The following is a 20,667-nucleotide window of genomic DNA, read 5'->3' as shown; positions in this document are numbered from 1 at the left end:
ACAGGGGGAGGGCAAGGCGTATATTGATAGTTAGCAAACTATGAATATCCTTGGTTCTCTCAATGTCCCTTGATCTCCTGCGCCTGCAAGTCAGCAGTGGCATGGTGGTTGCCGCCCGTCATTGGCGGCGCATCTGCCATACCGCCCTGACCGGTTACGGCATTTCCGAAGCCTGCGCTGCGCCGCTGCTGATGATCGTGCGCCTGGGCGACGGGGTGCACCAGGTGGCCGTGGCCCAGGCGGCCGGCCTGGAAAGCCCGTCGCTGGTGCGCCTGCTCGACCAACTGTGCAAGGCTGGCCTGGTGTGCCGCAGCGAGGACCCACTGGATCGCCGCGCCAAGGCCCTGAGCCTGACCGCCGAAGGCCGCGCCCTGGCCGAGGCCATCGAAGCCGAGCTGGTGCGCCTGCGCCGCGATGTGCTCAACGGTATCGACCAGGCCGACCTGGAAGCCACCTTGCGCGTACTGCGCGCCTTCGAAGCAGCCGGCCTGGGCAGTACGGGCGGGGTGGCATGAACGGCTTCTTCAGCTCGGTACCCCCGGCCCGCGACTGGTTCTACGGCGCGCGGACCTTCGCCGCCTCCATGATCGCCTTGTACATCGCGTTGCTCATGCAGCTGCCGCGCCCCTACTGGGCCATGGCCACGGTGTACATCGTCTCCAGCCCGTTCGTCGGCCCAACCAGTTCCAAGGCGCTGTACCGCGCAGTGGGCACGCTGCTGGGTGCCGGTGGCGCGATTTTCCTGGTGCCGCCCTTGGTGCAGTCGCCGTTGCTGCTGAGCATCGCCATCGCCCTGTGGACCGGCACCTTGCTGTTCCTGTCCCTGAACCTGCGCACGGCCAACAACTACGTGCTGATGCTGGCTGGCTATACCCTGCCGATGATCGCCCTGGCGGTGGTCGACAACCCGCTGGCGGTATTCGACGTGGCGTCCTCCCGCGCCCAGGAAATCTGCCTGGGGATCGTCTGCGCGGCAGTGGTCGGCGCCATTTTCTGGCCGCGCCGGCTGGCCCCTGTGGTGGTCGGCGCTACCGGTAACTGGTTCACCGAGGCGATTCGCTACAGCGACACCTACCTGGCCCGCGAAGCCAGCGCCGACAAGGTCGGCGGCATGCGCGGGGCGATGGTCGCCACCTTCAACTCGCTGGAGCTGATGATCGGCCAGCTAGGCCACGAAGGCGCCGGCCCACATACCCTGAAGAACGCCCGCGAGCTGCGCGGGCGGATGATTCACCTGCTGCCGGTCATCGACGCGCTCGACGACGCCCTGGTGGCCCTGGAAGGCCGCGCCCCGGCCCAGTTCGCCCATCTTCAACCCGTGCTTGAAGCCGCCCGCGAATGGCTGAAAGGCACTGCCGACAGCGCTTCGGTAACGCGCTGGACCGCGCTGCACGAGCAGATCGACCGCCTGCAACCCGGTGCGGCAGCCCTCGACCAGCGCGCCGAGCTGCTGTTGTCCAACGCCCTGTACCGCCTGACCGAATGGGCCGACTTGTGGCAGGACTGCTGCACCCTGCAGCACGCCTTGCGTACCGACGATGCCAAGCCTTGGCGCGCGGTATACCGCCACTGGCGCCTGGGCCGCCTGACGGCGTTCTTCGACCGTGGCCTGATGCTGTACTCGGTGGCCTCCACCGTACTGGCGATTGTGGTCGCGTGCGGCCTGTGGATCGGCCTGGGCTGGAACGACGGCGCCAGCGCCGTGATCCTTGCCGCCGTGTCGTGCAGCTTCTTCGCCGCCATGGACGACCCGGCGCCGCAGATCTACCGGTTCTTCTTCTGGACGCTGATGTCGGTCATCTTCTCCAGCCTGTACCTGTTCCTGGTGCTGCCCAACCTGCACGATTTCCCGATGCTGGTGCTGGCGTTTGCCGTGCCGTTCATCTGCATCGGCACCCTGACCGTGCAGCCGCGCTTCTACCTGGGCACCTTGCTGACCATCGTCAATACCTCGACCTTCATCAGCATCCAGGGTGCCTACGACGCCGACTTCTTCACCTTCCTCAACGCCAACCTGGCCGGCCCCGTTGGCCTGTTGTTCGCGTTCATCTGGACCTTGGTGATGCGCCCGTTCGGCGTAGAGCTGGCGGCCAAGCGCATGACCCGCTTCGCCTGGCGCGACATCGTCGAAATGACCGAGCCGGCGACCCTGGCCGAGCAGCGCCAGGTGGGCGTGCAGATGCTCGACCGCCTGATGCAGCACCTGCCGCGCCTGTCGCAAACCGGCCAGGACAGCGGCGTGGCACTGCGTGACCTGCGTGTGGGGCTGAACCTGCTCGACCTGCTGGCCTATATGCCGCGCGCCGGCCAGCAGGCCCGCGAGCGCCTGCGCACGGTGGTCGAGGAGGTTGGCGCGCACTACGCCGCCTGCCTGCGTGCCGGTGAGCGCCTGCATGCCCCGGCCGCGCTGCTGCGCAACATGGAGCGTGCACGCCTGGCGCTGAACCTGGATGAGCTGTACGAGCGCGGCGATGCCCGCACCCACCTGCTGCATGCCCTCAGCGGCCTGCGGCTGGCGCTGTTGCCAGGCGTGGAAGTGATGCTCGAACCCGCCGAACAACCGCAACTGCCCCCTGGCCTCGACGGAGCGCCCCTGTGATTGGTGAACTGGATATCAGCGGGGTGTTCCTGCCCACGCTGCTGGTGATGATGTTTGGCACCTACCTGTTGTTCCTGGGGGTGCACGCGGTGCTGGTGCGCCTGCATTTCTACCGCCTGGTCTGGCACCGGGCGTTGTTCAACGTTGCTCTGTATGCCGTGCTGCTTGGCGCGGTGGACCACTTTTGCCGAAACCTGATGCTGCCATGAAAAAACCTTTGCTGACCTTGGGCCGTGTGGTCCTGACCTTGCTGGTAGTGACCTTCGCCGCCGTGCTCGTGTGGCAGATGGTGGTGTACTACATGTTTGCCCCCTGGACCCGCGACGGCCACATCCGCGCCGACGTCATCCAGATCGCCCCCGATGTGTCGGGGTTGATCCAGAAGGTCGAGGTGCGCGACAACCAGACCGTCAAACGCGGTGACGTGCTGTTCACCATCGACCAGGACCGCTTCACCCTGGCCCTGCGCCAGGCCAAGGCCACCCTGGGCGAACGCCAGGAAACCCTGGCCCAGGCCTCGCGCGAGGCGCAGCGCAACCGCAAGCTGGGCAACCTGGTGGCTGCCGAGCAGGTGGAAGAAAGCCAGTCCCGCGAGGCCCGCGCCCGCTCGGCTGTCAGCGAGGCCCAGGTGGCAGTCGACACCGCCCAGCTCAACCTCGACCGTTCGGTGGTGCGCAGCCCGGTGGACGGCTACCTGAACGACCGCGCCCCGCGTAACCACGAGTTCGTCACCGCCGGCCGCCCGGTGCTGTCGGTGGTCGACAGCGCCTCGTACCACGTCGATGGCTATTTCGAGGAAACCAAGCTTGGCGGCATTCACATCGGCGACGCCGTGGACATTCGCGTGATGGGCGACAACACCCGCCTGCGCGGCCATGTGCAGAGCTTTGCCGCCGGCATCGAAGACCGCGACCGCAGCAGTGGCGCCAACCTGCTGCCCAACGTCAACCCGGCGTTCAGCTGGGTGCGCCTGGCCCAGCGCATTCCGGTGCGCATCGCCTTCGATGAAGTGCCGCAGGACTTCCGCATGATTGCCGGGCGCACTGCCACGGTGTCGATCATCGAGGGCCAGCGCCCATGAAACAGCTGATCCTGGCCGGCCTGTGCCTGTCGTTGGGGGCCTGCATGATGGTCGGGCCCGACTATGAGGTGCCAAAGAACGCGGCGGTGCAACGCAGCGACCTGAATGGCCCGCTGCGCCAGGATGCCGACAGCGTGGTCTCGGCGCCGGTGCCCGAGGACTGGTGGCAGCTGTATCAGGATCAGCGGCTGAACGAACTGGTGCGCCAGGCCCTGAGTGCCAACACCGAATTGCGCGTGGCAGCGGCCAACATCGCCAAGGCCCGGGCCCAGGTGGAAGTGGCCGAATCGCAAGGTGGCTTCAACGGCGGCGTCAAACTTGGCGCCCAGCGCCTGCAGGAGTCGGGCGAAGCCTTCCTGCTGCCGGAAAAAGTGCCGGTGGCCAACATCGGCGAGGCCATCATCAGTGCCTCGTACCAGTTCGACCTGTGGGGCACCTTCAAGCGCGGCACCGAGGCCGCCAAGGCCAATGCCGACGCGGTGCAGGCCGCTGCCGATACCGCCCGCATCACCCTGGTGGCGGATGTGGTCAAGGCCTATACCCAGGTGTGTTCGGCCAACGAGGAACTCCACATCGCACGCGAGTCGCTCGACCTGCAGGAACAGAGCGTGACGCTCAACCAGCGCCTGCGCGATGCCGGCCGCGGTGATGAAACCCAGGTCACCCGGTCACAGACCCAGTTCAAATCCCTGCGTGCCGAACTGCCGCGCTTCAAGGCTGAGCGTGAAACCGGCATGTACACCCTGGCGGCGTTGCTCGCCAAGCCGGTGGAACAGTTGCCTGTCGGGACTGCCGATTGTGCCGAACTGCCGCACCTGAACCAGCTGGTGCCGGTGGGTGATGGCGCCGCCCTGCTCAAGCGCCGCCCCGACGTGCGCCAGGCCGAACGCCAGCTGGCTGCAGCCACCGCGTACATCGGCGTTGCCACCGGCGCGCTTTACCCGGACATCAGCATCGGTGCGCAGGTCGGCACCATCGGTATTCTCGAAAACCTTGGCGAGCCTGCGACCAACCGTTGGGGCTTCGGCCCGCAAGTCAGCTGGAGCATCCCCACCAACGGCACCCGTGCGCGTATTCGCATGGCTGAAGCCTCGACGCAGGCGGCGTTGGCCAACTTCGATGGCGTGGTGCTGAACGCCATACGCGAAACCCAGACCCGCCTGGCGCAATACAGCGCCCTGCTGGACCGGCGCGATGCCTTGGCCGAGGCGGAGAAATCGGCCAAGGAGGCAGCAGACCAGACGCACCGGTATTACCAGGCGGGGCGTGAGTCGTTCCTGGCGGATTTGCAGGCCACGCGTACCTACACCGATATGCGTGCGCAGTTGGCAGCGGCCAATAGCCAAGTGGCAATGGGGCAGATTGGGGTGTTTCTGGCGTTGGGTGGGGGTTGGAAGAACACTGCCAAGCCTTGAGGCCCAATCGCCGGCAAGCCAGCTCCCACAGGTCCACCACTGCTATCGAGGCTTGTGACTCACCTATGGGAGCTTTGCCGGCGATGAGGCCCTGACAGTCCAGCACCGGCCACAGGCTTGATGAAACTATTGTGGGAGCTGGCTTGCCGGCGATGAGGCCCTGACAGTCCAGCACCGGCCACAGGCTTGATGAAACTATTGTGGGAGCTGGCTTGCCGGCGATGAGGCCCTGACAGTCCAGCACCGGCCACAGGCTTGATGAAATCCTTGTGGGAGCTGGCTTGCCGGCGATGAGGCCCTGACAGTCCAGCACCGGCCACAGGCTTGATGAAATCCTTGTGGGAGCTGGCTTGCCGGCGATGAGGCCCTGACAGTCCAGCACCGGCCACAGGCTTGATGAAATCCTTGTGGGAGCTGGCTTGCCGGCGATGAGGCCCTGACAGTCCAGCACCGGCCACAGGCTTGATGAAATCCTTGTGGGAGCTGGCTTGCCGGCGATAGGGCCCTATCAGGCAACGCCTCATCAAACCCAAATCGCATCCCAATGAGGATAATCCCCAACCCTCGCGACCAAACCCGCTCGCTTCGGGTTCAGGACAATATACCGTGCTACCGTCTGCACATCCTCTTCCCGGCGCAAAGCCCGGTCATGAAACCCCTTTTGCCACAGCCGCCCGCTTCGTCCGTTATGCCTGTTGATCATCATGGTGCTACGGGACTTAACTCGGCGCATCAAGCGCTTCAGGCTGGCCGGACCCAGCTCGACTAGCCAATGGAAGTGATCAGGCATCACGACCCAGGCCAGAGATCTGATTGCACCTTCTTCTTCAGCCTGGCGCAACTCAGCCACCAGCAAGCGGGCCGAGTGAAAGTCACTGAAGACCGGTGCCCTGCCAAGGGTTGTGCTAGTAAGCAGATATAAGTGACTGGTTTCCGAAAACCGGCCGAGTCGTAACTGGTCTGAATGGGGACGGTCCATGTTCCCTGCCTCCTGTTGGTTTGCCCATCAGGCTAGTGGCTATGACTCTACTGGCGATGAGTCAATTGGTACCCGGTATTTCCTGTGATCTCGGCATAGCCTTAATCGCCGGCAGGCCAGCTCCCGTATCGCCCGCGATCAAATTTGTAGCAAGATTTTTCATGAAATCCGCCCAGCACCCTTGAGGGAAGCCAAGTCGGAGTGAACAATGTTCTCTTTCGCATTCCCTTCGAGACTGGCCATGAAAACCCGTTCCCGTCTGTTCGCCTGGCTGCCGGCTATATTGCTCGGCCCGGTGCTGGCGCTGTGCAGCACCTTGGCGCTGGCCGAGTCCCCCGCCGAGGCCGCCAAGGCCCTGCACCTGCTTGACTACATTGGCGCCGACTACCCACCGACCGTGCAAGACGGCAAGGTGGTCGACGCTGGCGAATACCGCGAGCAGCAAGAGTTCAGCGCGGTATTGGCCGACCTGGTCAAAAGCCTGCCCGCAAATACCGAGCAAGGTGCTCTGGAACAGGGCGTTCAGGCGTTGCGCCAGGCCATTGATCAGCGCCAGGACGGCACGGCAGTCGCCAGGCAGGCCCGCCAACTGGGTGCGCGCCTGGCAGTGGCCTACGAGGTAAGCCAGGCCCCGGTGATCACACCGGACCCGGCCCGTGGTGCTTCGCTGTATGCGCAAAACTGCTCAATCTGCCACGGCGACACTGGCGCAGGCGACGGCCCGGCAGGCGTGGGCCTGGAGCCTGCACCCGCCAACCTGCGCGATGTCGCACGCCTCGACCAGTTGAGCCTGTTCGACCTCTATAACACCCTGGCGCTGGGCATCGACGGCACCGAAATGCCGTCCTTTGCCGACCAGCTTGATGACCGCCAGCGTTGGGATGTGGCCGCCTACATCGCCAGCTTCACTGCCAAGCCGGAAGCCGGCAAAGGCGACAAGACCTGGAACATCGCCGACCTGGCCCGCCAGACCCCGGCCGAAGTCGCCGCCAACGAAGGCAATGCGGTTGTAGACGCTTTCCGCGCCCAGCGTGCTCAGCCGCCGCTGGTCAAGCGTGGGCCGGCGCAATTGCTGGAATACACCGCTAACACCCTGGACAAGAGCCTGGCGGCCTACCGCGCAGGTGACCATGACCAGGCCTATGACTTGTCGGTAGCGGCCTACCTGGAAGGCTTCGAGCTGGTGGAAAGCTCGCTGGACAACATCGACGCCAATGCGCGCAAGGACACCGAAAAGTCCCTGATGGCCTACCGCCAATCGCTGCAGGACGGGCTGCCCGTGGCCCAGGCCGAGCAGCGGCTGGCTGAAGCCAAAAGCAAGCTCGACCAGGCCACCAAGCTGCTGGGCAGCGACGGCCTGAGCTGGTCGCTGAGCTATATCTCCGGTTTGTTGATCCTGCTGCGCGAAGGCCTTGAGGCGATTCTGGTACTGGCAGCGATCCTGGCCTTCCTGCGCAACACCGGGCAGCAGTCGGCGGTCCGCAGCGTCAACATTGGGTGGGGCCTGGCGCTGGTTGCCGGCTTCGCCACCTGGGCGCTGGCGGCCTATGTGATCGATGTGGGTGGGGCCCAGCGCGAGCTGCTGGAAGGCTGCACGGCATTGTTTGCTGCGGTGATGGTGCTGTGGCTTGGCGTGTGGATGCACGACCGTCGCCACGCCGCTGCCTGGCAGAACTACATCAAAAGCAGCCTGGTCAGTGGCGGCGGACGATTCGGCTTCGCCTTGCTGGCGTTTTTCTCGGTGTACCGCGAACTGTTCGAAGTGATCCTGTTCTACGAGACCCTATGGTTGCAGGCAGGCCCAGCCGGGCACCAGGCGGTGCTGGCGGGTGGCGCCACGGCGCTGGTGCTGTTGGTGGGGTTGGCCTGGGTGATCTTGCGCGGCTCTGCGAAGCTGCCGCTTTCGCTGTTCTTCAGCATCAACGCCGCGTTGCTGTGCGCGCTGTCGGTGGTGTTCGCCGGGCATGGCGTGAAGGCGCTGCAAGAAGCCGGGGTGCTGGGCACACGGCCGGTGGCGTTCTTCGAGTTCGACTGGCTGGGGATTCACGCCGATGCCTACTCGCTGTCGGCACAGGCGGTGGCCTTGCTGGCCATCATGTTCCTGTATGGGCGCTCGTGGCTGACGGAAAAACGCAGGGCTACTGCAAACTGACCGGGGGCCGCGCTGCGGCCCATCGCCGGCAAGCCAGCTCCCAACCCGTCCGCATCAGTTTCAAGCCATGTGCAGTACCTGTGGGAGCTGGCTTGCCGGCGATGGGCTGCATGGCAGCCCCATGCAATCTCGGTTCAGGCCGGTTGTGGCGCCTTGAGAATGTTCTGCAGCAGCTGGACACTATCGACAGCGTCATGACCCAGGCTGGTCAGGTAGCCGCCATCGGGTTGATCGGTCAGCCCCTTTTCATGCAGGCGTTGCGCAGCGGCGACCAGGGCAGGGGAAGCTTGGCTGTTTATCTTGATGCCTTCCTGGCTGCTGTCGTGTTTGAACAGCGCGAGTACTTCCAGTTCAGCGATCAGATCGGGGGTAAAGGACATGGCGACTCCTGACTTCCAGACAAGGATGGCGGCACCGCTGACGGTGCCTGACCTAGGAGTGTAGACGGGTTATTCGTCGTCGCCTTGATCCATCTCAGGTGGCAGCTCTGGCAGCGCGCGCAGGGCATTCTCGTACCACTCGCCGTCGAACGCGCGGTCTTCCACCAGCATGTTGTCGATCTCGAAGGCCAGCACATGGGCCATCAGGTTGAGGATGTCCTCGCGCTCGTAACCGACCAGGGTCAGCTTGTTGAAGGTGGCCTTGGCCGCAGGCGGCTCGCCGCTTTCAATCTGGTTCTCGATCGCCTGGGTCAGTGTCGCCTCGGCGAAGGCTTCGTCGTCATTGTCGATGTCGGTGGGCTCGCTCATGGCGGTACTCCTGTGATGGGATACACAGTGTGCCACGCCCGTGGCGGCAATGCCCGGGCATTGACGGGGTGCATGACGCTGGCCAGGGGCGGGCGAACGGTCTATAAAAGCCGGGCCAACCCCTTACGGCCTGGAGGCTGTTACCTCATGCTCAAGCTTTATGGATTCTCGGTCAGCAACTACTACAACATGGTCAAGCTGGCCCTGCTGGAAAAAGGCCTGCCCTTCGAGGAAGTCACTTTCTATGGCGGCCAGGCGCCACAGGCGCTGGAAGTGAGCCCGCGGGGCAAGGTGCCGGCGCTGCAAACCGAACACGGCTACCTCAGCGAAACCAGTGTGATCCTCGACTACATCGAACAGACCCAGGGCGGCAAGCCACTGCTGCCGGCCGACCCGTTCGGGCAGGCCAAGGTGCGTGAGCTGCTCAAGGAAATCGAGCTGTACATCGAGCTGCCGGCGCGTACGTGCTATGCCGAGTCGTTCTTCGGCATGTCGGTTGAGCCCTTGGTCAAAGAGAAAGCACGTGCCGATTTGCTGGCCGGCTTTGCCACCCTCAAACGCAACGGTCGCTTTGCGCCGTTTGTGGCAGGTGAGCAGATGACGCTGGCAGACCTGATGTTCTGTTTCTCGGTAGACCTGGCGTATGCCGTGGGCAAGAAAGTGCTGAACATCGACTTGCTGGCGGACTTCCCGCAGGCCAAGGCGTTGCTGCAACTGATGGGCGAGAACCCGCACATGGCGCGGATCTTGGCAGACAAGGAGGCGGCGATGCCGGCCTTCATGGAGATGATTCGTAGCGGTAAACGCTAACCGGAGCTAGCGCTGAACCTGTAGGAGCAGCCTTGTGCTGCGAAGAGGCCGGTGCAGACACCCTATATCCATGGTGTTTGCACCGGCCTCTTCGCAGCACAAGGCTGCTCCTACAAAAAGCAGGGCAGCGAGGCTGGCTTAGCGCGAAGCCAGCAGCGCCTTGCCACGCACGACGGCAGCACGCACCTGCGCTGGCGCCGTACCACCAATGTGGTCACGGGCGTTCACCGACCCTTCCAGGGTCAGCACGGCAAACACGTCCTGCTCGATCTGGTCGCTGAACTGGCGCAGTTCGTCCAGGCTCATCTCGGCCAAGTCCTTGCCGGTATCAACACCATACTTCACCGCGTGGCCAACGATCTCGTGGCAGTCACGGAACGGCAGGCCACGGCGTACCAGGTAGTCGGCCAGGTCGGTGGCGGTAGAGAAACCGCGCAGGGCCGCTTCACGCATGATGGCGTGCTTTGGCTTGATCGCCGGGATCATGTCGGCAAAGGCACGCAGCGAGTCGCGCAAGGTGTCGGCAGCGTCGAACAGCGGTTCCTTGTCTTCCTGGTTGTCCTTGTTGTAGGCCAGCGGTTGGCCTTTCATCAGGGTCAGCAGGCCGGTGAGGGCGCCGAACACGCGGCCGCTCTTGCCACGAACCAGCTCTGGCACGTCCGGGTTCTTTTTCTGCGGCATGATCGAGCTGCCGGTGCAGAAGCGGTCCGGCAAGTCGATGAACTGGAACTGCGCGCTGGTCCACAGCACCAGCTCTTCGGAGAAGCGCGACAGGTGCATCATCGCCACGCTGGCGGCGGCGCAGAATTCGATGGCGAAGTCGCGGTCCGACACGCCGTCCAGCGAGTTGCCAGCCACGGCTTCGAAGCCCAGCAGCTTGCAGGTGAGCTCGCGGTCGATCGGGTAGGTGGTGCCCGCCAGCGCAGCGCTGCCCAGGGGCATGCGGTTGGTGCGCTTGCGGCAGTCGACCAGGCGCTCGTAGTCGCGGCTGAGCATTTCGAACCAGGCCAGCAGGTGGTGGCCGAAGGTGACCGGCTGGGCCGTCTGCAGGTGGGTGAAACCGGGCATGATGGTTTCGGCTTCACGCTCGGCCTGTTCCAGCAGGCCCTTTTGCAAGCGGGTGATTTCGGCCAGGATCAGGTCGATTTCGTCGCGCAGCCACAGGCGGATATCGGTAGCCACCTGGTCGTTGCGGCTACGGCCGGTGTGCAGCTTCTTGCCAGTGATGCCGATACGGTCGGTCAGGCGTGCTTCGATGTTCATGTGCACGTCTTCGAGGTCGACGCGCCAGTCGAAGTTGCCGGCTTCGATTTCACCCTGGATGGTCTTCAGGCCATCGATGATGGTGTCGCGCTCGGCATCGCTGAGCACGCCGACCTGCGCCAGCATGGTGGCATGGGCAATCGAACCCATGATGTCGTGGCGGTACAGGCGCTTGTCGAAGTCGACCGAGGCGGTGAAACGGGCGACGAAGGCGTCGACGGGCTCACTGAAGCGGCCGCCCCAGGACTGATTGGTCTTGTCGGTGCTCATGGATTCACTCATTGCAGGCGTGAACGAAAAAGTGGCGCCGATAATAGCAGGGTTGGGCTGGCTGCCGCAGGGCGCCGGTCGAGAGAAATGCCCGGAAAATGGCAGAGAAGGATTTTAAGGAATGAACGGCAGTGTTCCACGGACCGTCTACAGTTGGACAAAGGACTGGCGGTGAATCTGCCGTCCGAGTGAATCTTTGGCCATCGCACCGGTCTAGAGCGTGACCGCAGTGTCGCTCGAACCACACCTGTCTACGCTATACCTGTGCGAGACTCATTCAGGAATCCAGCGCAATTATGAATGTCCTGATCGTTGATGACGAAACCCAAGGCCGTGAACGCCTCAGCCGGCTACTCGGCGAACTGGAGGGTTACACCGTGCTGGAGCCTAGCGCCACCAACGGCGAGGAGGCCCTTGCGCTGATCGAAAGCCTCAAGCCCGATGTGGTCCTGCTGGACATCGGCATGCCAGGCCTGGACGGCCTGCAGGTTGCCGCTCGCCTGTGCGAACGCGAGGCGCCGCCGGCGGTGGTGTTTTGCACCGGGGATGACGAATACGGTGCCGAGGCATTCAAGGACAGTACCCTCAGCCATGTGACCAAGCCCTTCCAGGCCCAGACGTTGCGCGATGCCTTGCGCAAGGCCGAAAAACCCAACCGCGCCCAGTTGGCGGCGCTCACCCGGCCGGCCAATGAAGGTGGCGGCCCACGTAGCCACATCAGTGCCCGCACCCGTAAAGGCATCGAGCTGATCCCCTTGCCCCAGGTGATCTATTTCATTGCCGACCACAAATACGTGACCTTGCGCCACGAGGCCGGGGAAGTGCTGCTCGACGAGCCGCTCAAAGCCCTGGAAGACGAATTTGGCGAACGCTTCGTGCGGATCCACCGCAATGCGCTGGTTGCCCGCGAGCGAATCGAACGCCTGCAGCGCACCCCGCTGGGGCACTTTCAGCTGTACCTGAAAGGCCTGGACGGTGATGCCCTTACCGTCAGCCGCCGGCATGTGGCCGGCGTGCGCAAGATGATGCAGACCCTCTGATTCGGCGCCCGCATGGCAAGGGCTGCGCCCTTGTTCGCGGGTAAACCCGCTCCCACAGGTGCGATGCTACCCCACAGGCAGTGATGAACCTGTGGGAGCGGGTTTACCCGCGAAGAGGTCCTCAGCTGATCCGCATCTGCTAGCGATACCGGCGATGCTGTTATCATCGGCGGCATTTCTCTGGATCGGGGCGTTCCATGTCCACTCGCGAAATCCGCATTGCCACCCGTAAAAGTGCCCTGGCCCTGTGGCAGGCCGAATACGTCAAAGCCCGCCTCGAGCAGGCCCACCCCGGTCTGCTGGTGACCCTGGTGCCCATGGTCAGCCGGGGTGACAAACTGCTCGACGCGCCGCTGGCAAAAATCGGCGGCAAGGGCCTGTTCGTCAAGGAACTGGAAACCGCCCTGCTGGACAACGAAGCCGACATCGCCGTGCACTCGATGAAAGACGTGCCCATGGACTTCCCCGAAGGCCTGGGCCTGTTCTGCATCTGCGAGCGTGAAGACCCGCGTGATGCCTTCGTTTCCAATACCTTTGACAGCCTTGAGGCGCTGCCTGCCGGCAGCATCGTCGGCACTTCCAGCCTGCGCCGTCAGGCCCAGTTGCTGGCGCGCCGCCCGGACCTGCAAATCCGCTTCCTGCGGGGCAACGTCAACACGCGCCTGGCCAAGCTGGATGCCGGCGAGTACGACGCCATCATCCTCGCCGCCGCCGGCCTGATCCGCCTCGGCTTCGAAGACCGCATCACCGCCACCATCAGCGTCGATGACAGCCTGCCGGCCGGCGGCCAGGGCGCGGTGGGCATCGAGTGCCGCAGCGCCGACCTCGAGATCCATGCACTGCTGGCGCCGCTGCACCACGCCGACACCGCCGACCGGGTGGTGGCCGAACGCGCCCTGAACAAACACCTGAATGGCGGCTGCCAGGTGCCGATCGCCTGCTATGCGGTGCTCGAAGGTGACCAGCTGTGGCTGCGTGGCCTGGTTGGCCAGCCGAGCGGCGGTACCCTGCTGGTGGCTGAAGCCCGTGCCCCTCGCGCGGCTGCCGAAACCTTGGGCGTACAGGTGGCCGAAGACCTGCTGGGCCAAGGCGCCGAGGCCATCCTCAAGGAAGTCTACGGCGAGGCCGGCCACCCGTGAGCCAATGGCGCCTTTTGCTGACCCGGCCTGCCGAGGACTGTGCGGCACTGGCGCAAAGCCTGGCGGCAGCGGGGGTGGGCAGCAGCTGCCTGCCGCTGCTGGCGATAGAGCCCGTCACCGTGCAGGCCCGGCAACGTCTGCTGCTGGAAGGCCTGCACGGCTTCCAGGCGATCATCGTGGTCAGCAAGCCGGCTGCCCGGTTGTTGCTTGAGCAACTGGCCGAAGCCCGCCTGCAGCCGCCACGGCGAGGCTGGTTCACCGTGGGCGAGGCAACCGCTGCGGTGCTGCAGGGCGCGGGGCTTGCGGTAAGCACGCCGCCACGTGGCGATGACAGCGAAGCCTTGCTGGCGCTACCGGCCCTGCTTCAGGCCGTTGGCGTGCCTGCAGCCCGTGTCTTGGTCGTACGCGGCGTCGGAGGTCGCGAACTGCTGGCAGAGCGTCTTGCAGAGCAAGGTGCTAGTGTCGAATATCTGGAACTGTATCGTCGCTGCCTGCCGGATTACCCGGCGGGCACGCTGAAGCACCGCATCGAAGCGGAACGCCTCAATGGCCTGGTGGTCAGCAGTGGGCAGGGTTTTGAACATCTGCAGCAGCTGGCCGGCGCGGATTGGCCGCAGCTGGCACGCCTGCCGCTGTTCGTGCCCAGCCCGCGGGTCGCCGAACAGGCCAGGGCCGCCGGGGCCCAACAGGTTGTGGATTGCCGTGGCGCCAGTGCCACGGCCTTGCTGGCAGCCGTGCAGCGCAGCGCTGCACCTGCCTCTTAAGGCGCTAAGCTGAACGCGATGCGCCCCCATGCAAAGGATGGATACGTGAGCGAGACTGTCTTGTCCAATAACGATCAGCCGTCGGCACAGGCGCCGGCGGAACCTGTCACCGCCCCACCTGCCAAGCGCTCCGGCAGTGGCCTGGCAGCGCTGGCCTTGCTGCTGGGTGCGGCCGGGGTGGCAGTAGGTGGCTGGGGTGTCTGGCAGGTGCGTCAACTGCAAGGCAGCGAGTTCAACCAGGGCCAGCACATCGAGGCGCTGACCCAGCGCGCCGAAGCCCTGCAGCAGCGCGAACAGCAGATCAGCGCGCAACTGGCCAGCCTGCCGGCGGCCAGCGAGCTGGAAGACCGCCGGCGCCTGGTGGCGCAATTGCAGGGCGACCAGCAGCGCCTCAGCCAGCGCCTGGAAACCGTGCTTGGCGAAAGCCGCAAGGAGTGGCGCCTGGCTGAAGCCGAGCACCTGCTGCGCCTGGCTACCCTGCGGCTGTCGGCCTTGCAGGACATCACCAGCGCCAAGGCCCTGGTCGAAGGCGCCGACGAGATCCTGCGCGAGCAGAGCGACCCGGGTGCCTTCGCTGCCCGCGAGCAACTGGCACGCAGCTTGGCCACGCTCAACAGTACCCAGCAACCGGACCGTACTGGCCTGTTCCTGAAACTGGCTGCACAGCGTGAGCTGGTGCAGCAACTGAGCGCACAGTCGCCCGAATTCGACAGCAATGCCGATGCGCTGGGTGCCCTGACCGCCGACGGCGATGGTGCCAGCCGGCTGTCGCAGTGGTGGGCAGAAATCTCCAAGTACTTCCAGATCGACTTCAACGCCGATCAAAACGTGCGGCCACTGCTGGCCGGGCAGCAACTGAACCAGCTGCGCCTGGCCCTGAGCCTGACCATCGAGCAAGCCCAGTGGGCGGCGCTCAATGGTGACGCCAAGGTCTACACCCAGGCGCTGGACGACGCTCGCAGTGTGTTGCTGGCGAACTTCAACGCCGACAACCCACAAAGCAAGGCCATGCTCGACAGCCTCAATGCCCTGGCCGAGCAGCCGGTGTCGGTGGTTACCCCCGACCTCAGCGAAAGCCTGGCGGCAGTGCAGGCCTACATACAGCGCCGTCACCTGCCGGCCGAGGCTGAAGGGGGCAAGCCATGAAGCGTGTCTACCTGCTGGCCGTACTGGCAATCGTGATTGCCGCGGCGCTGGGTATCGCGGTCGCCAAGCACAGCGGTTACGTACTGCTTTCCTATGGCAGCTTCCGCTATCAATCGGGGCTGTGGGCGGCCCTGGCCGGGCTGCTGGCCGTGGTCGCTGTCTTGTGGCTGTTGCGCTACCTGGTCGGCCTGGTGCTGACCTCCAGTGGGGTGGTCAACCCGTGGTCGCGGCGTAACCGCAGCCGGCGCATCCGCCTGGCCATCGAACAGGGCCAACTGGATCTGGCCGAGGGCCGCTGGGCCAGTGCCCAACGCCACCTGCACCGTGCCGCCGAGGCCGAGCGCCAACCGCTGCTGTACTACCTCGGTGCCGCCCGTGCTGCCAACGAGCAAGGCCGCACCGAGGACAGCGACAACCTGCTGGAGCGCGCGCTGGAGCGTCAGCCGCAAGCAGAACTGGCCATCGCCCTGACCCATGCGCAGCTGCAGATGGACCGTGGTGAAAGTGACGGTGCCCTGGAAACCCTGCTGGCCATGCAGGAACGCCACCCGCACAACAGCCAGGTGCTGCGCCTGCTGCAGCGTCTGTACCTGGAGCGCGGCGACTGGTCGGCACTGATCCGTCTGCTGCCAGACCTGCGCAAGGGCAAGGTGCTGCCACCCGCCGAGCTGGCGGCCCTGGAGCAACGTGCCTGGGGCCAGAACCTGAGCCTGGCCACTACCCGTGGCGAAGACGCGCAAAGTGCACGTCAGGCCTTGGAGCGCGCCTGGCAGCAGCTGACCGCGGCCCAGCGCCAGGAGCCGCAACTGGTGCTGGCCTACGCCGAGCAATTGCGCCAGGTAGGCGCCCAGAATGAAGCCGAGCAAGTGTTGCGCACCGCCCTCAAGCGTGAATACGAAAGCCACCTGGCCCGCCTTTACGGCCTGGTGCGCGGTGATGACCCGGCGCGCCAGCTGCAAACCGCCGAAGGTTGGCTCAAGGCCCACCCGCAAGATGCAAGCCTGCTGCTCACCTTGGGCCGCCTGAGCCTGCAGAACCGCCTGTGGGGCAAGGCGCGGGACTACCTGGAAAGCAGCCTGCGCATGGAACGCAACCCCGAGGCCTGTGCCGAACTGGCTCGCCTGCTCGCTGGCCTGGGCGAGACCGAGCGCAGCAACCAGCTGTTCCAGGAGGGCCTTGGCCTGCTGGACGAACGCCTGCTGGCGCTGCCCTTGCCAGAAGGCGTACGCGCCTGACCCACCCCAAAGCCCGCGCCAAGGTGCGGGCTGTGGGGGCGGGTAACTTTTCTACCGCTGCCAGTTAGATCTGCAGTGCAGTTCCTCAGCCGCCTCCTACCCTATCGCTTGAAATTTCCTACGCGATTCAGCGACTTGTCGCTACTGTCGCGCCTTGATACAAAGCGCGTCTTTCCTCTACCGTTTCAAGCCACAACATCTTCCCTGGGACTTTCACCGCCCATGCTTCCGGCCCGATTGCGCACCTTTTTTCTTCCTGCCTGCCTGGCCGCATTGGCGGTGCTGGTCGCGTCATTCCACTTGGAAACCATACGGGGGTTGGTGCCGTGCCCGTTGTGCTTCAGCCAGCGGCTGCTGCTAGCCGTGTACGCACTGCTGAGCCTGGCGGCGGTGCTGCAGGCACCCGGCACGCAGGGCATCCGCTATTACGCGCGGGCGACGCTGGGCTGCACGCTCGCTGGCGCGTTGCTGGCGGCACGGCATGTCTGGTTGCAGGGGGCCAGCGGTGTTACCTCTGTTTGCCCGGTACCGATTAGGCGCGTGTTCGAGCAATCCTGGAGCGAGGCGGCGCGGCAATTGCTGCTCGGCGGCCCCGAATGCAGCTCGCTGACCTGGAGTTTTCTCGACCTGACGCTGCCTGAGTGGAGCCTGCTGGCCTTCCTGTTGCTGGCCGTGCCGCCCTTGAGTTGCCTGCTGGCGTATCGTTTCCGCACCCTGTCAAGAAGTTGACCTGGAACAAGGCTGTGCCACTAGCGCGACCAATGGCGTATTAACAGGGTATTAAACACTTGTATGAACTTTGTCCGCTGCGTACCTTGATGGGCAGCACGCGCGGGAATAATCTCCCAGCACGCATACCGAAAATACAACTGCTCGATGCCGTCCTGCTGATGTCACCTTTGTGCTGCGCGGTCGTGGTGCGAGGTGCAGCGGCATCTACCCAGAAGGGAAGAGATCGCCATGCTCGATAGTTGTCAGAATGCCCAGGAACGCTGGGGTGGGGTTCACAAGCTGATCGACCGTTGGCTGGAGGAGCGCCAGGAACTGGTGCAGGCTTTCCGCGCTTTGCGCGATGTAAAGCCGGCCTTCGCCGACAAGGATACGCACGGGGACTTCTGTGCTCTTCTTGTCGACTACGTTTCGGCGTGGCACTTCGAGGTCAGCGAACAATTGGTCAGTGAAGCCAAGGCATTTGGTGACACGCGCGGTCTGGAACTGGCCACGCAGATCAATCCTCGTATCGATGACAGTACCCAGATTGCTCTGGCCTTCAACGACCATTGTGCAAAAGGTGAGTGTTCGGACCCGGCTCGTTTTGCCGAGAAGCTGACCAAGCTGGGTGCCCTGCTGCACGAGCGCTTCGAACTCGAAGATTGCCTGATCGAAGTGCTGCACAACGCCCACAAGGAAGAGGGCACCGTCGAGGCCTGAAGGTTGGCGTCAGTCGCCAACCGACAGCAGTTCGATTTCGAACACCAGGGGCGTATAGGGTGCGATCAGGTCACCTGCGCCTTCGGCGCCGTAGGCCTGCGCTGACGGGATTACCAGGCGCCATTTGGCCCCGGCGTGCATCCTTGGCAAGGCCACCTGCCACCCTTCGATTACCGAACCCAGGCTGAACCACTGGGGCGCCTGGTTCTGGTCGAATACCGAGCCATCCGGCAGCATGCCAACATACCGCACCTGCACTTTGCCGCCGGCTTTGGGCTGGGCGCCATTGCCTGGCTGCAATTCGCTGTAAAGCACACCTTCCGGTAGTTCGCGTACCCCGTAACGGCCACGCTCGTTGGCCATGAAGCGTGTTTCGGCTGCCTGCAACTTCTGCGTGGCGGCGTCACCTGCCTGTGCTTCATGCTGCTGGAGCACGGCCTGCATGCGTGCCTTGTCGAGCTTCAGGGGTTGCCCCTGATAGGACTGCTTCAGGCCTTCGACCAGTGCATCCAGTTGCAGGCCTGGCATCTCCTCGCGCAGCCGCTCACCCAGGCTGGCGCCAAGGCTGTAGGCGAGGTCCTGGTCGTTGCTGTCGGCCATTGCTACTGGCACCAGCAGGCATAAACCTAAAACAAGATATCGAAACATGGTCAGCTCTTGCGCCAATGAGCGTGGAAGTATGCCAGCGTTCGCTTTTCTGTAGTGTGCTCGCGATCCCTGTAGGAGCGGCCTTGTGTCGCGACAGGGCCGCAACGCGGCCCCGGCAATATCAGCGTGATGCACAAATTTGGGGGGCGCTACGCACCCCGATCGCGACACAAGGCCGCTCCTACAAGGCTGCGCTGCAAGTCAGATAATTGCCAAACATCAGCAATGATTAATTCAGCAACTACACTTTCACGCAGCTGCAAGATAACAACTTTGCCCAGGCATGCAACGCGGCGTAAATATTACTGTCAACATGCCCTAGCGGCGGTAGCAGCAGAAGCATAGTATGAGCCGCAATCTCGTCAGCCAGGAGGTAAACCATGTCGGCCAAAAAGAAGCCAGTAAGTACGCCGTTACACCTGCTCCAGCAACTTTCGGGCAGCCTGCTCGAACACTTGGAAGATGCCTGCTCGCAAGCGCTGGCTGATGCGGAAAAACTGCTGGCCAAACTGGAAAAGCAGCGTGGCAAGGCCCAGGAAAAACTGCACAACGGTCGCCTGAAATTGCAGGATGCCGCCAAGGCAGGTAAAGCCAAGGCACAGACCAAAGCGCAAAAAGCCATTGGTGAACTTGAAGGGCTGCTCGATGCCCTCAAGGAACGTCAAACCCAGACCCGCTCTTATATCCAGCAACTCAAGCGCGACGCTCAGGACAGCCTCAAGCTGGCCCAAGGTGTAGGCAAGGTTCGCGAAGCAGCCGCCAAGGCCCTTGACCAGCGCGCCGTCAAAACCACCAAGCCTGCCGCTGCCAAGCCAGCTGCCAGAACCACTGCTGCCAAACCTGCCGCGAAGCCAGCTGCCAAGGCAACTGCTGCAGCCAAACCTGCCGCCAAGCCAGCGGCCAGAACCGCTGCTGCCAAGCCTGCCGCGAAACCAGCTGCCAAGGCCACTGCTGCTGCCAAACCAGCAGCTAAACCAGCTGCCAAGGCCACTGCTGCTGCCAAGCCTGCCGCGAAGCCAGCTGCCAAAACCGCTGCTGCTGCCAAGCCAGCCGCGAAACCAGCTGCCAAGGCTACTGCTGCAGCCAAACCTGCCGCGAAGCCAGCTGCCAAAACCGCTACTGCTGCCAAGCCAGCCGCGAAACCAGCTGCCAAGGCTACTGCTGCAGCCAAACCTGCCGCGAAGCCAGCTGCCAAGGCTACTGCTGCAGCCAAACCAGCGCCAGCCAAAGCCGCCGCCGCGAAGCCAGCTGCAAAACCAGCGGCAAAACCTGCTGCCGCCAAGGCTCCAGCACGTACGGCCGCCAAGCCAGCTGCCGCCAAGCCAGCTGCCGCCAAGCCTGTTGCCAGCAAGCCAGCCGAAGCCAAACCTGCTACGCCAGCCGCCAGCACCCCGGCCGCAGCAACCAACTCGGCCGCCCCGGCCCCTTCGGCAGCACCGTCGGCACCCGCCAGCACCCCGGCTCAGGCACCGTCTTCGGCGTCCTGAAGCGCAGCCGCCGCGACGCGCAACTGATCCAGCGCGTCGTGGTGTCGGGCAGGGTCCGGCGCCAGCCGGGCCAGCCAGTCGTCCGTGGGCTCACGGGAGTCCGCGGGCCACTGTCGCGAGCGTTCCTGCAAGCGCTCCAGCAGCGCTTCTTCTGCCTGCAATTCCAGCCCCTTCACCTGCTCACGCAACGCCGCCAGTTGCGTATCACCCGACGCTGGCGCTCGCCATTGCTGGCGCAGGCTGCGTAACGGGGCGACCACTTCTCGCTGCCAAGGCTCGGTAATGTCGTGCAGCGCTTGCGCGCGCGCGTCCAGCACGGCCACGCCACGCGCTTGCAGCCAGGCTGCGCACAGCAGCAGGCAGACATCGCCACCCTGCGCCTGGAGTTCGAGGCAGGCCGCTTCCACGCCAGGCCTGGCATACAGGGCCAGGGCGTAATTCCACAGGTCGGTGTGCATG

The 20,667-nt window shown here is 64.2% G+C and carries 21 protein-coding genes; 15 read left to right on the top strand and 6 right to left on the bottom strand.

Going from position 1 to position 20,667, the window contains the following annotated elements; all coding sequences use genetic code 11:
- Positions 1 to 62 precede the first annotated feature (62 nt).
- From ABOC32_RS02425 to ABOC32_RS02405, 5 genes are read left to right on the top strand one after another with little or no spacing between them, the layout of a single operon-like run.
- The gene (locus tag ABOC32_RS02425; protein WP_086975902.1) at positions 63 to 515 is read left to right on the top strand and encodes a MarR family winged helix-turn-helix transcriptional regulator; all 453 of its coding nucleotides are present in this window, start codon (positions 63 to 65) and stop codon (positions 513 to 515) included.
- Positions 512 to 2,599 carry an FUSC family protein gene (locus ABOC32_RS02420; protein WP_426810033.1) on the top strand — a complete coding sequence of 696 codons (2,088 nt, stop codon included), beginning with the start codon at positions 512 to 514 and terminating at the stop codon, positions 2,597 to 2,599. Before ABOC32_RS02425 ends, ABOC32_RS02420 begins: the two co-directional genes overlap by 4 nt.
- Entirely contained in the window at positions 2,596 to 2,808 is a 213-nt protein-coding gene (locus ABOC32_RS02415) for a DUF1656 domain-containing protein (protein ID WP_003255905.1), read from the top strand. The genes ABOC32_RS02420 and ABOC32_RS02415 overlap by 4 nt, the downstream gene beginning before the upstream one ends.
- On the top strand, positions 2,805 to 3,680 hold the full coding sequence (locus ABOC32_RS02410) for an efflux RND transporter periplasmic adaptor subunit (protein ID WP_086975906.1): 876 nt from the start codon (positions 2,805 to 2,807) through the stop codon (positions 3,678 to 3,680). Before ABOC32_RS02415 ends, ABOC32_RS02410 begins: the two co-directional genes overlap by 4 nt.
- Positions 3,677 to 5,095, top strand: coding sequence for an efflux transporter outer membrane subunit (locus ABOC32_RS02405; RefSeq protein ID WP_426810032.1), 1,419 nt, complete (start codon positions 3,677 to 3,679; stop codon positions 5,093 to 5,095). The genes ABOC32_RS02410 and ABOC32_RS02405 overlap by 4 nt, the downstream gene beginning before the upstream one ends.
- A gap of 523 nt (positions 5,096 to 5,618) precedes the next feature.
- Here the strand turns inward: ABOC32_RS02405 and ABOC32_RS02400 are convergent.
- Positions 5,619 to 6,074: an REP-associated tyrosine transposase gene (locus tag ABOC32_RS02400; RefSeq protein ID WP_426810031.1), complete on the bottom strand. Its 456-nt coding sequence runs from the start codon at positions 6,072 to 6,074 to the stop codon at positions 5,619 to 5,621.
- A 208-nt stretch (positions 6,075 to 6,282) separates the two neighbouring features.
- On the opposite strand from ABOC32_RS02400, the gene ABOC32_RS02395 reads away from it, so the two are divergent.
- Positions 6,283 to 8,226, top strand: a complete 1,944-nt coding sequence (locus ABOC32_RS02395; RefSeq protein ID WP_426810030.1) for an FTR1 family protein — start codon at positions 6,283 to 6,285, stop codon at positions 8,224 to 8,226.
- Positions 8,227 to 8,360: 134 nt separating this feature from the next.
- On the opposite strand, the gene ABOC32_RS02390 is transcribed toward ABOC32_RS02395, so the two are convergent.
- A complete protein-coding gene (locus ABOC32_RS02390; RefSeq protein WP_426810029.1) occupies positions 8,361 to 8,606 on the bottom strand; it encodes a TIGR02647 family protein in 246 nt (81 codons plus the stop codon).
- Between the two features lie 69 nt (positions 8,607 to 8,675).
- Positions 8,676 to 8,975, bottom strand: a complete 300-nt coding sequence (locus tag ABOC32_RS02385) for a hypothetical protein (protein ID WP_043203257.1) — start codon at positions 8,973 to 8,975, stop codon at positions 8,676 to 8,678.
- Between the two features lie 147 nt (positions 8,976 to 9,122).
- Here ABOC32_RS02385 and ABOC32_RS02380 point away from each other — a divergent pair, with 147 nt between their 5' ends.
- On the top strand, positions 9,123 to 9,785 hold the full coding sequence (locus ABOC32_RS02380; protein WP_426810028.1) for a glutathione S-transferase: 663 nt from the start codon (positions 9,123 to 9,125) through the stop codon (positions 9,783 to 9,785).
- Between the two features lie 138 nt (positions 9,786 to 9,923).
- Here ABOC32_RS02380 and argH read toward each other — a convergent pair whose 3' ends face one another.
- Positions 9,924 to 11,318: an argininosuccinate lyase gene (argH, locus tag ABOC32_RS02375; protein WP_426810027.1), complete on the bottom strand. Its 1,395-nt coding sequence runs from the start codon at positions 11,316 to 11,318 to the stop codon at positions 9,924 to 9,926.
- A gap of 296 nt (positions 11,319 to 11,614) precedes the next feature.
- Here argH and ABOC32_RS02370 point away from each other — a divergent pair, with 296 nt between their 5' ends.
- The 7 genes from ABOC32_RS02370 (at position 11,615) to rsd (ending at position 18,073) form a co-directional block, all read left to right on the top strand.
- Positions 11,615 to 12,358: a LytR/AlgR family response regulator transcription factor gene (locus ABOC32_RS02370; protein ID WP_426810026.1), complete on the top strand. Its 744-nt coding sequence runs from the start codon at positions 11,615 to 11,617 to the stop codon at positions 12,356 to 12,358.
- Positions 12,359 to 12,555: 197 nt separating this feature from the next.
- On the top strand, positions 12,556 to 13,497 hold the full coding sequence (hemC, locus tag ABOC32_RS02365) for a hydroxymethylbilane synthase (protein WP_043203261.1): 942 nt from the start codon (positions 12,556 to 12,558) through the stop codon (positions 13,495 to 13,497).
- Positions 13,494 to 14,261, top strand: coding sequence for a uroporphyrinogen-III synthase (locus tag ABOC32_RS02360; RefSeq protein ID WP_426810025.1), 768 nt, complete (start codon positions 13,494 to 13,496; stop codon positions 14,259 to 14,261). The genes hemC and ABOC32_RS02360 overlap by 4 nt, the downstream gene beginning before the upstream one ends.
- Before the next feature lie 45 nt (positions 14,262 to 14,306).
- A complete protein-coding gene (locus tag ABOC32_RS02355) occupies positions 14,307 to 15,407 on the top strand; it encodes a uroporphyrinogen-III C-methyltransferase (RefSeq protein WP_426810024.1) in 1,101 nt (366 codons plus the stop codon).
- The gene (locus tag ABOC32_RS02350) at positions 15,404 to 16,642 is read left to right on the top strand and encodes a heme biosynthesis protein HemY (RefSeq protein WP_426810023.1); all 1,239 of its coding nucleotides are present in this window, start codon (positions 15,404 to 15,406) and stop codon (positions 16,640 to 16,642) included. The genes ABOC32_RS02355 and ABOC32_RS02350 overlap by 4 nt, the downstream gene beginning before the upstream one ends.
- A 222-nt stretch (positions 16,643 to 16,864) precedes the next feature.
- Entirely contained in the window at positions 16,865 to 17,371 is a 507-nt protein-coding gene (locus ABOC32_RS02345; protein ID WP_426810022.1) for a disulfide bond formation protein B, read from the top strand.
- Between the two features lie 231 nt (positions 17,372 to 17,602).
- The gene (rsd, locus tag ABOC32_RS02340) at positions 17,603 to 18,073 is read left to right on the top strand and encodes a sigma D regulator (RefSeq protein WP_426810021.1); all 471 of its coding nucleotides are present in this window, start codon (positions 17,603 to 17,605) and stop codon (positions 18,071 to 18,073) included.
- 9 nt (positions 18,074 to 18,082) lie between these two features.
- Here rsd and ABOC32_RS02335 read toward each other — a convergent pair whose 3' ends face one another.
- The gene (locus ABOC32_RS02335) at positions 18,083 to 18,721 is read right to left on the bottom strand and encodes an FKBP-type peptidyl-prolyl cis-trans isomerase (RefSeq protein WP_426810020.1); all 639 of its coding nucleotides are present in this window, start codon (positions 18,719 to 18,721) and stop codon (positions 18,083 to 18,085) included.
- A gap of 380 nt (positions 18,722 to 19,101) precedes the next feature.
- Between ABOC32_RS02335 and ABOC32_RS02330 the strand changes: the two genes are divergently transcribed.
- A complete protein-coding gene (locus tag ABOC32_RS02330; RefSeq protein ID WP_426810019.1) occupies positions 19,102 to 20,208 on the top strand; it encodes an AlgP family protein in 1,107 nt (368 codons plus the stop codon).
- Here the strand turns inward: ABOC32_RS02330 and ABOC32_RS02325 are convergent.
- The gene (locus ABOC32_RS02325) at positions 20,184 to 20,666 is read right to left on the bottom strand and encodes a TIGR02444 family protein (RefSeq protein ID WP_426810018.1); all 483 of its coding nucleotides are present in this window, start codon (positions 20,664 to 20,666) and stop codon (positions 20,184 to 20,186) included. The two genes, ABOC32_RS02330 and ABOC32_RS02325, sit on opposite strands and share 25 nt — an antisense overlap.
- Position 20,667: the final 1 nt, after the last annotated feature.

It is taken from the genome of Pseudomonas sp. WOUb67 (genome assembly GCF_050058005.1).
Classification (GTDB): domain Bacteria; phylum Pseudomonadota; class Gammaproteobacteria; order Pseudomonadales; family Pseudomonadaceae; genus Aquipseudomonas; species Aquipseudomonas putida_R.
Note: the sequence above shows the minus strand (reverse complement) of the source record. Positions and strands in the feature narration are given on the sequence as shown.

Coding starts and splice junctions, on each gene's coding strand:
- ABOC32_RS02410 (WP_086975906.1), top strand. CDS start 2,805: ATGAAAAAACCTTTGCTGACCTTGGGCCGTGTGGTCCTGACCTTGCTG.
- ABOC32_RS02390 (WP_426810029.1), bottom strand. CDS start 8,606: ATGTCCTTTACCCCCGATCTGATCGCTGAACTGGAAGTACTCGCGCTG.
- ABOC32_RS02400 (WP_426810031.1), bottom strand. CDS start 6,074: ATGGACCGTCCCCATTCAGACCAGTTACGACTCGGCCGGTTTTCGGAA.
- ABOC32_RS02405 (WP_426810032.1), top strand. CDS start 3,677: ATGAAACAGCTGATCCTGGCCGGCCTGTGCCTGTCGTTGGGGGCCTGC.
- hemC (WP_043203261.1), top strand. CDS start 12,556: ATGTCCACTCGCGAAATCCGCATTGCCACCCGTAAAAGTGCCCTGGCC.
- ABOC32_RS02350 (WP_426810023.1), top strand. CDS start 15,404: ATGAAGCGTGTCTACCTGCTGGCCGTACTGGCAATCGTGATTGCCGCG.
- ABOC32_RS02425 (WP_086975902.1), top strand. CDS start 63: ATGTCCCTTGATCTCCTGCGCCTGCAAGTCAGCAGTGGCATGGTGGTT.
- ABOC32_RS02345 (WP_426810022.1), top strand. CDS start 16,865: ATGCTTCCGGCCCGATTGCGCACCTTTTTTCTTCCTGCCTGCCTGGCC.
- ABOC32_RS02380 (WP_426810028.1), top strand. CDS start 9,123: ATGCTCAAGCTTTATGGATTCTCGGTCAGCAACTACTACAACATGGTC.
- ABOC32_RS02370 (WP_426810026.1), top strand. CDS start 11,615: ATGAATGTCCTGATCGTTGATGACGAAACCCAAGGCCGTGAACGCCTC.
- ABOC32_RS02420 (WP_426810033.1), top strand. CDS start 512: ATGAACGGCTTCTTCAGCTCGGTACCCCCGGCCCGCGACTGGTTCTAC.
- ABOC32_RS02330 (WP_426810019.1), top strand. CDS start 19,102: ATGTCGGCCAAAAAGAAGCCAGTAAGTACGCCGTTACACCTGCTCCAG.
- ABOC32_RS02325 (WP_426810018.1), bottom strand. CDS start 20,666: ATGCACACCGACCTGTGGAATTACGCCCTGGCCCTGTATGCCAGGCCT.
- argH (WP_426810027.1), bottom strand. CDS start 11,318: ATGAGCACCGACAAGACCAATCAGTCCTGGGGCGGCCGCTTCAGTGAG.
- rsd (WP_426810021.1), top strand. CDS start 17,603: ATGCTCGATAGTTGTCAGAATGCCCAGGAACGCTGGGGTGGGGTTCAC.
- ABOC32_RS02335 (WP_426810020.1), bottom strand. CDS start 18,721: ATGTTTCGATATCTTGTTTTAGGTTTATGCCTGCTGGTGCCAGTAGCA.
- ABOC32_RS02385 (WP_043203257.1), bottom strand. CDS start 8,975: ATGAGCGAGCCCACCGACATCGACAATGACGACGAAGCCTTCGCCGAG.
- ABOC32_RS02395 (WP_426810030.1), top strand. CDS start 6,283: ATGTTCTCTTTCGCATTCCCTTCGAGACTGGCCATGAAAACCCGTTCC.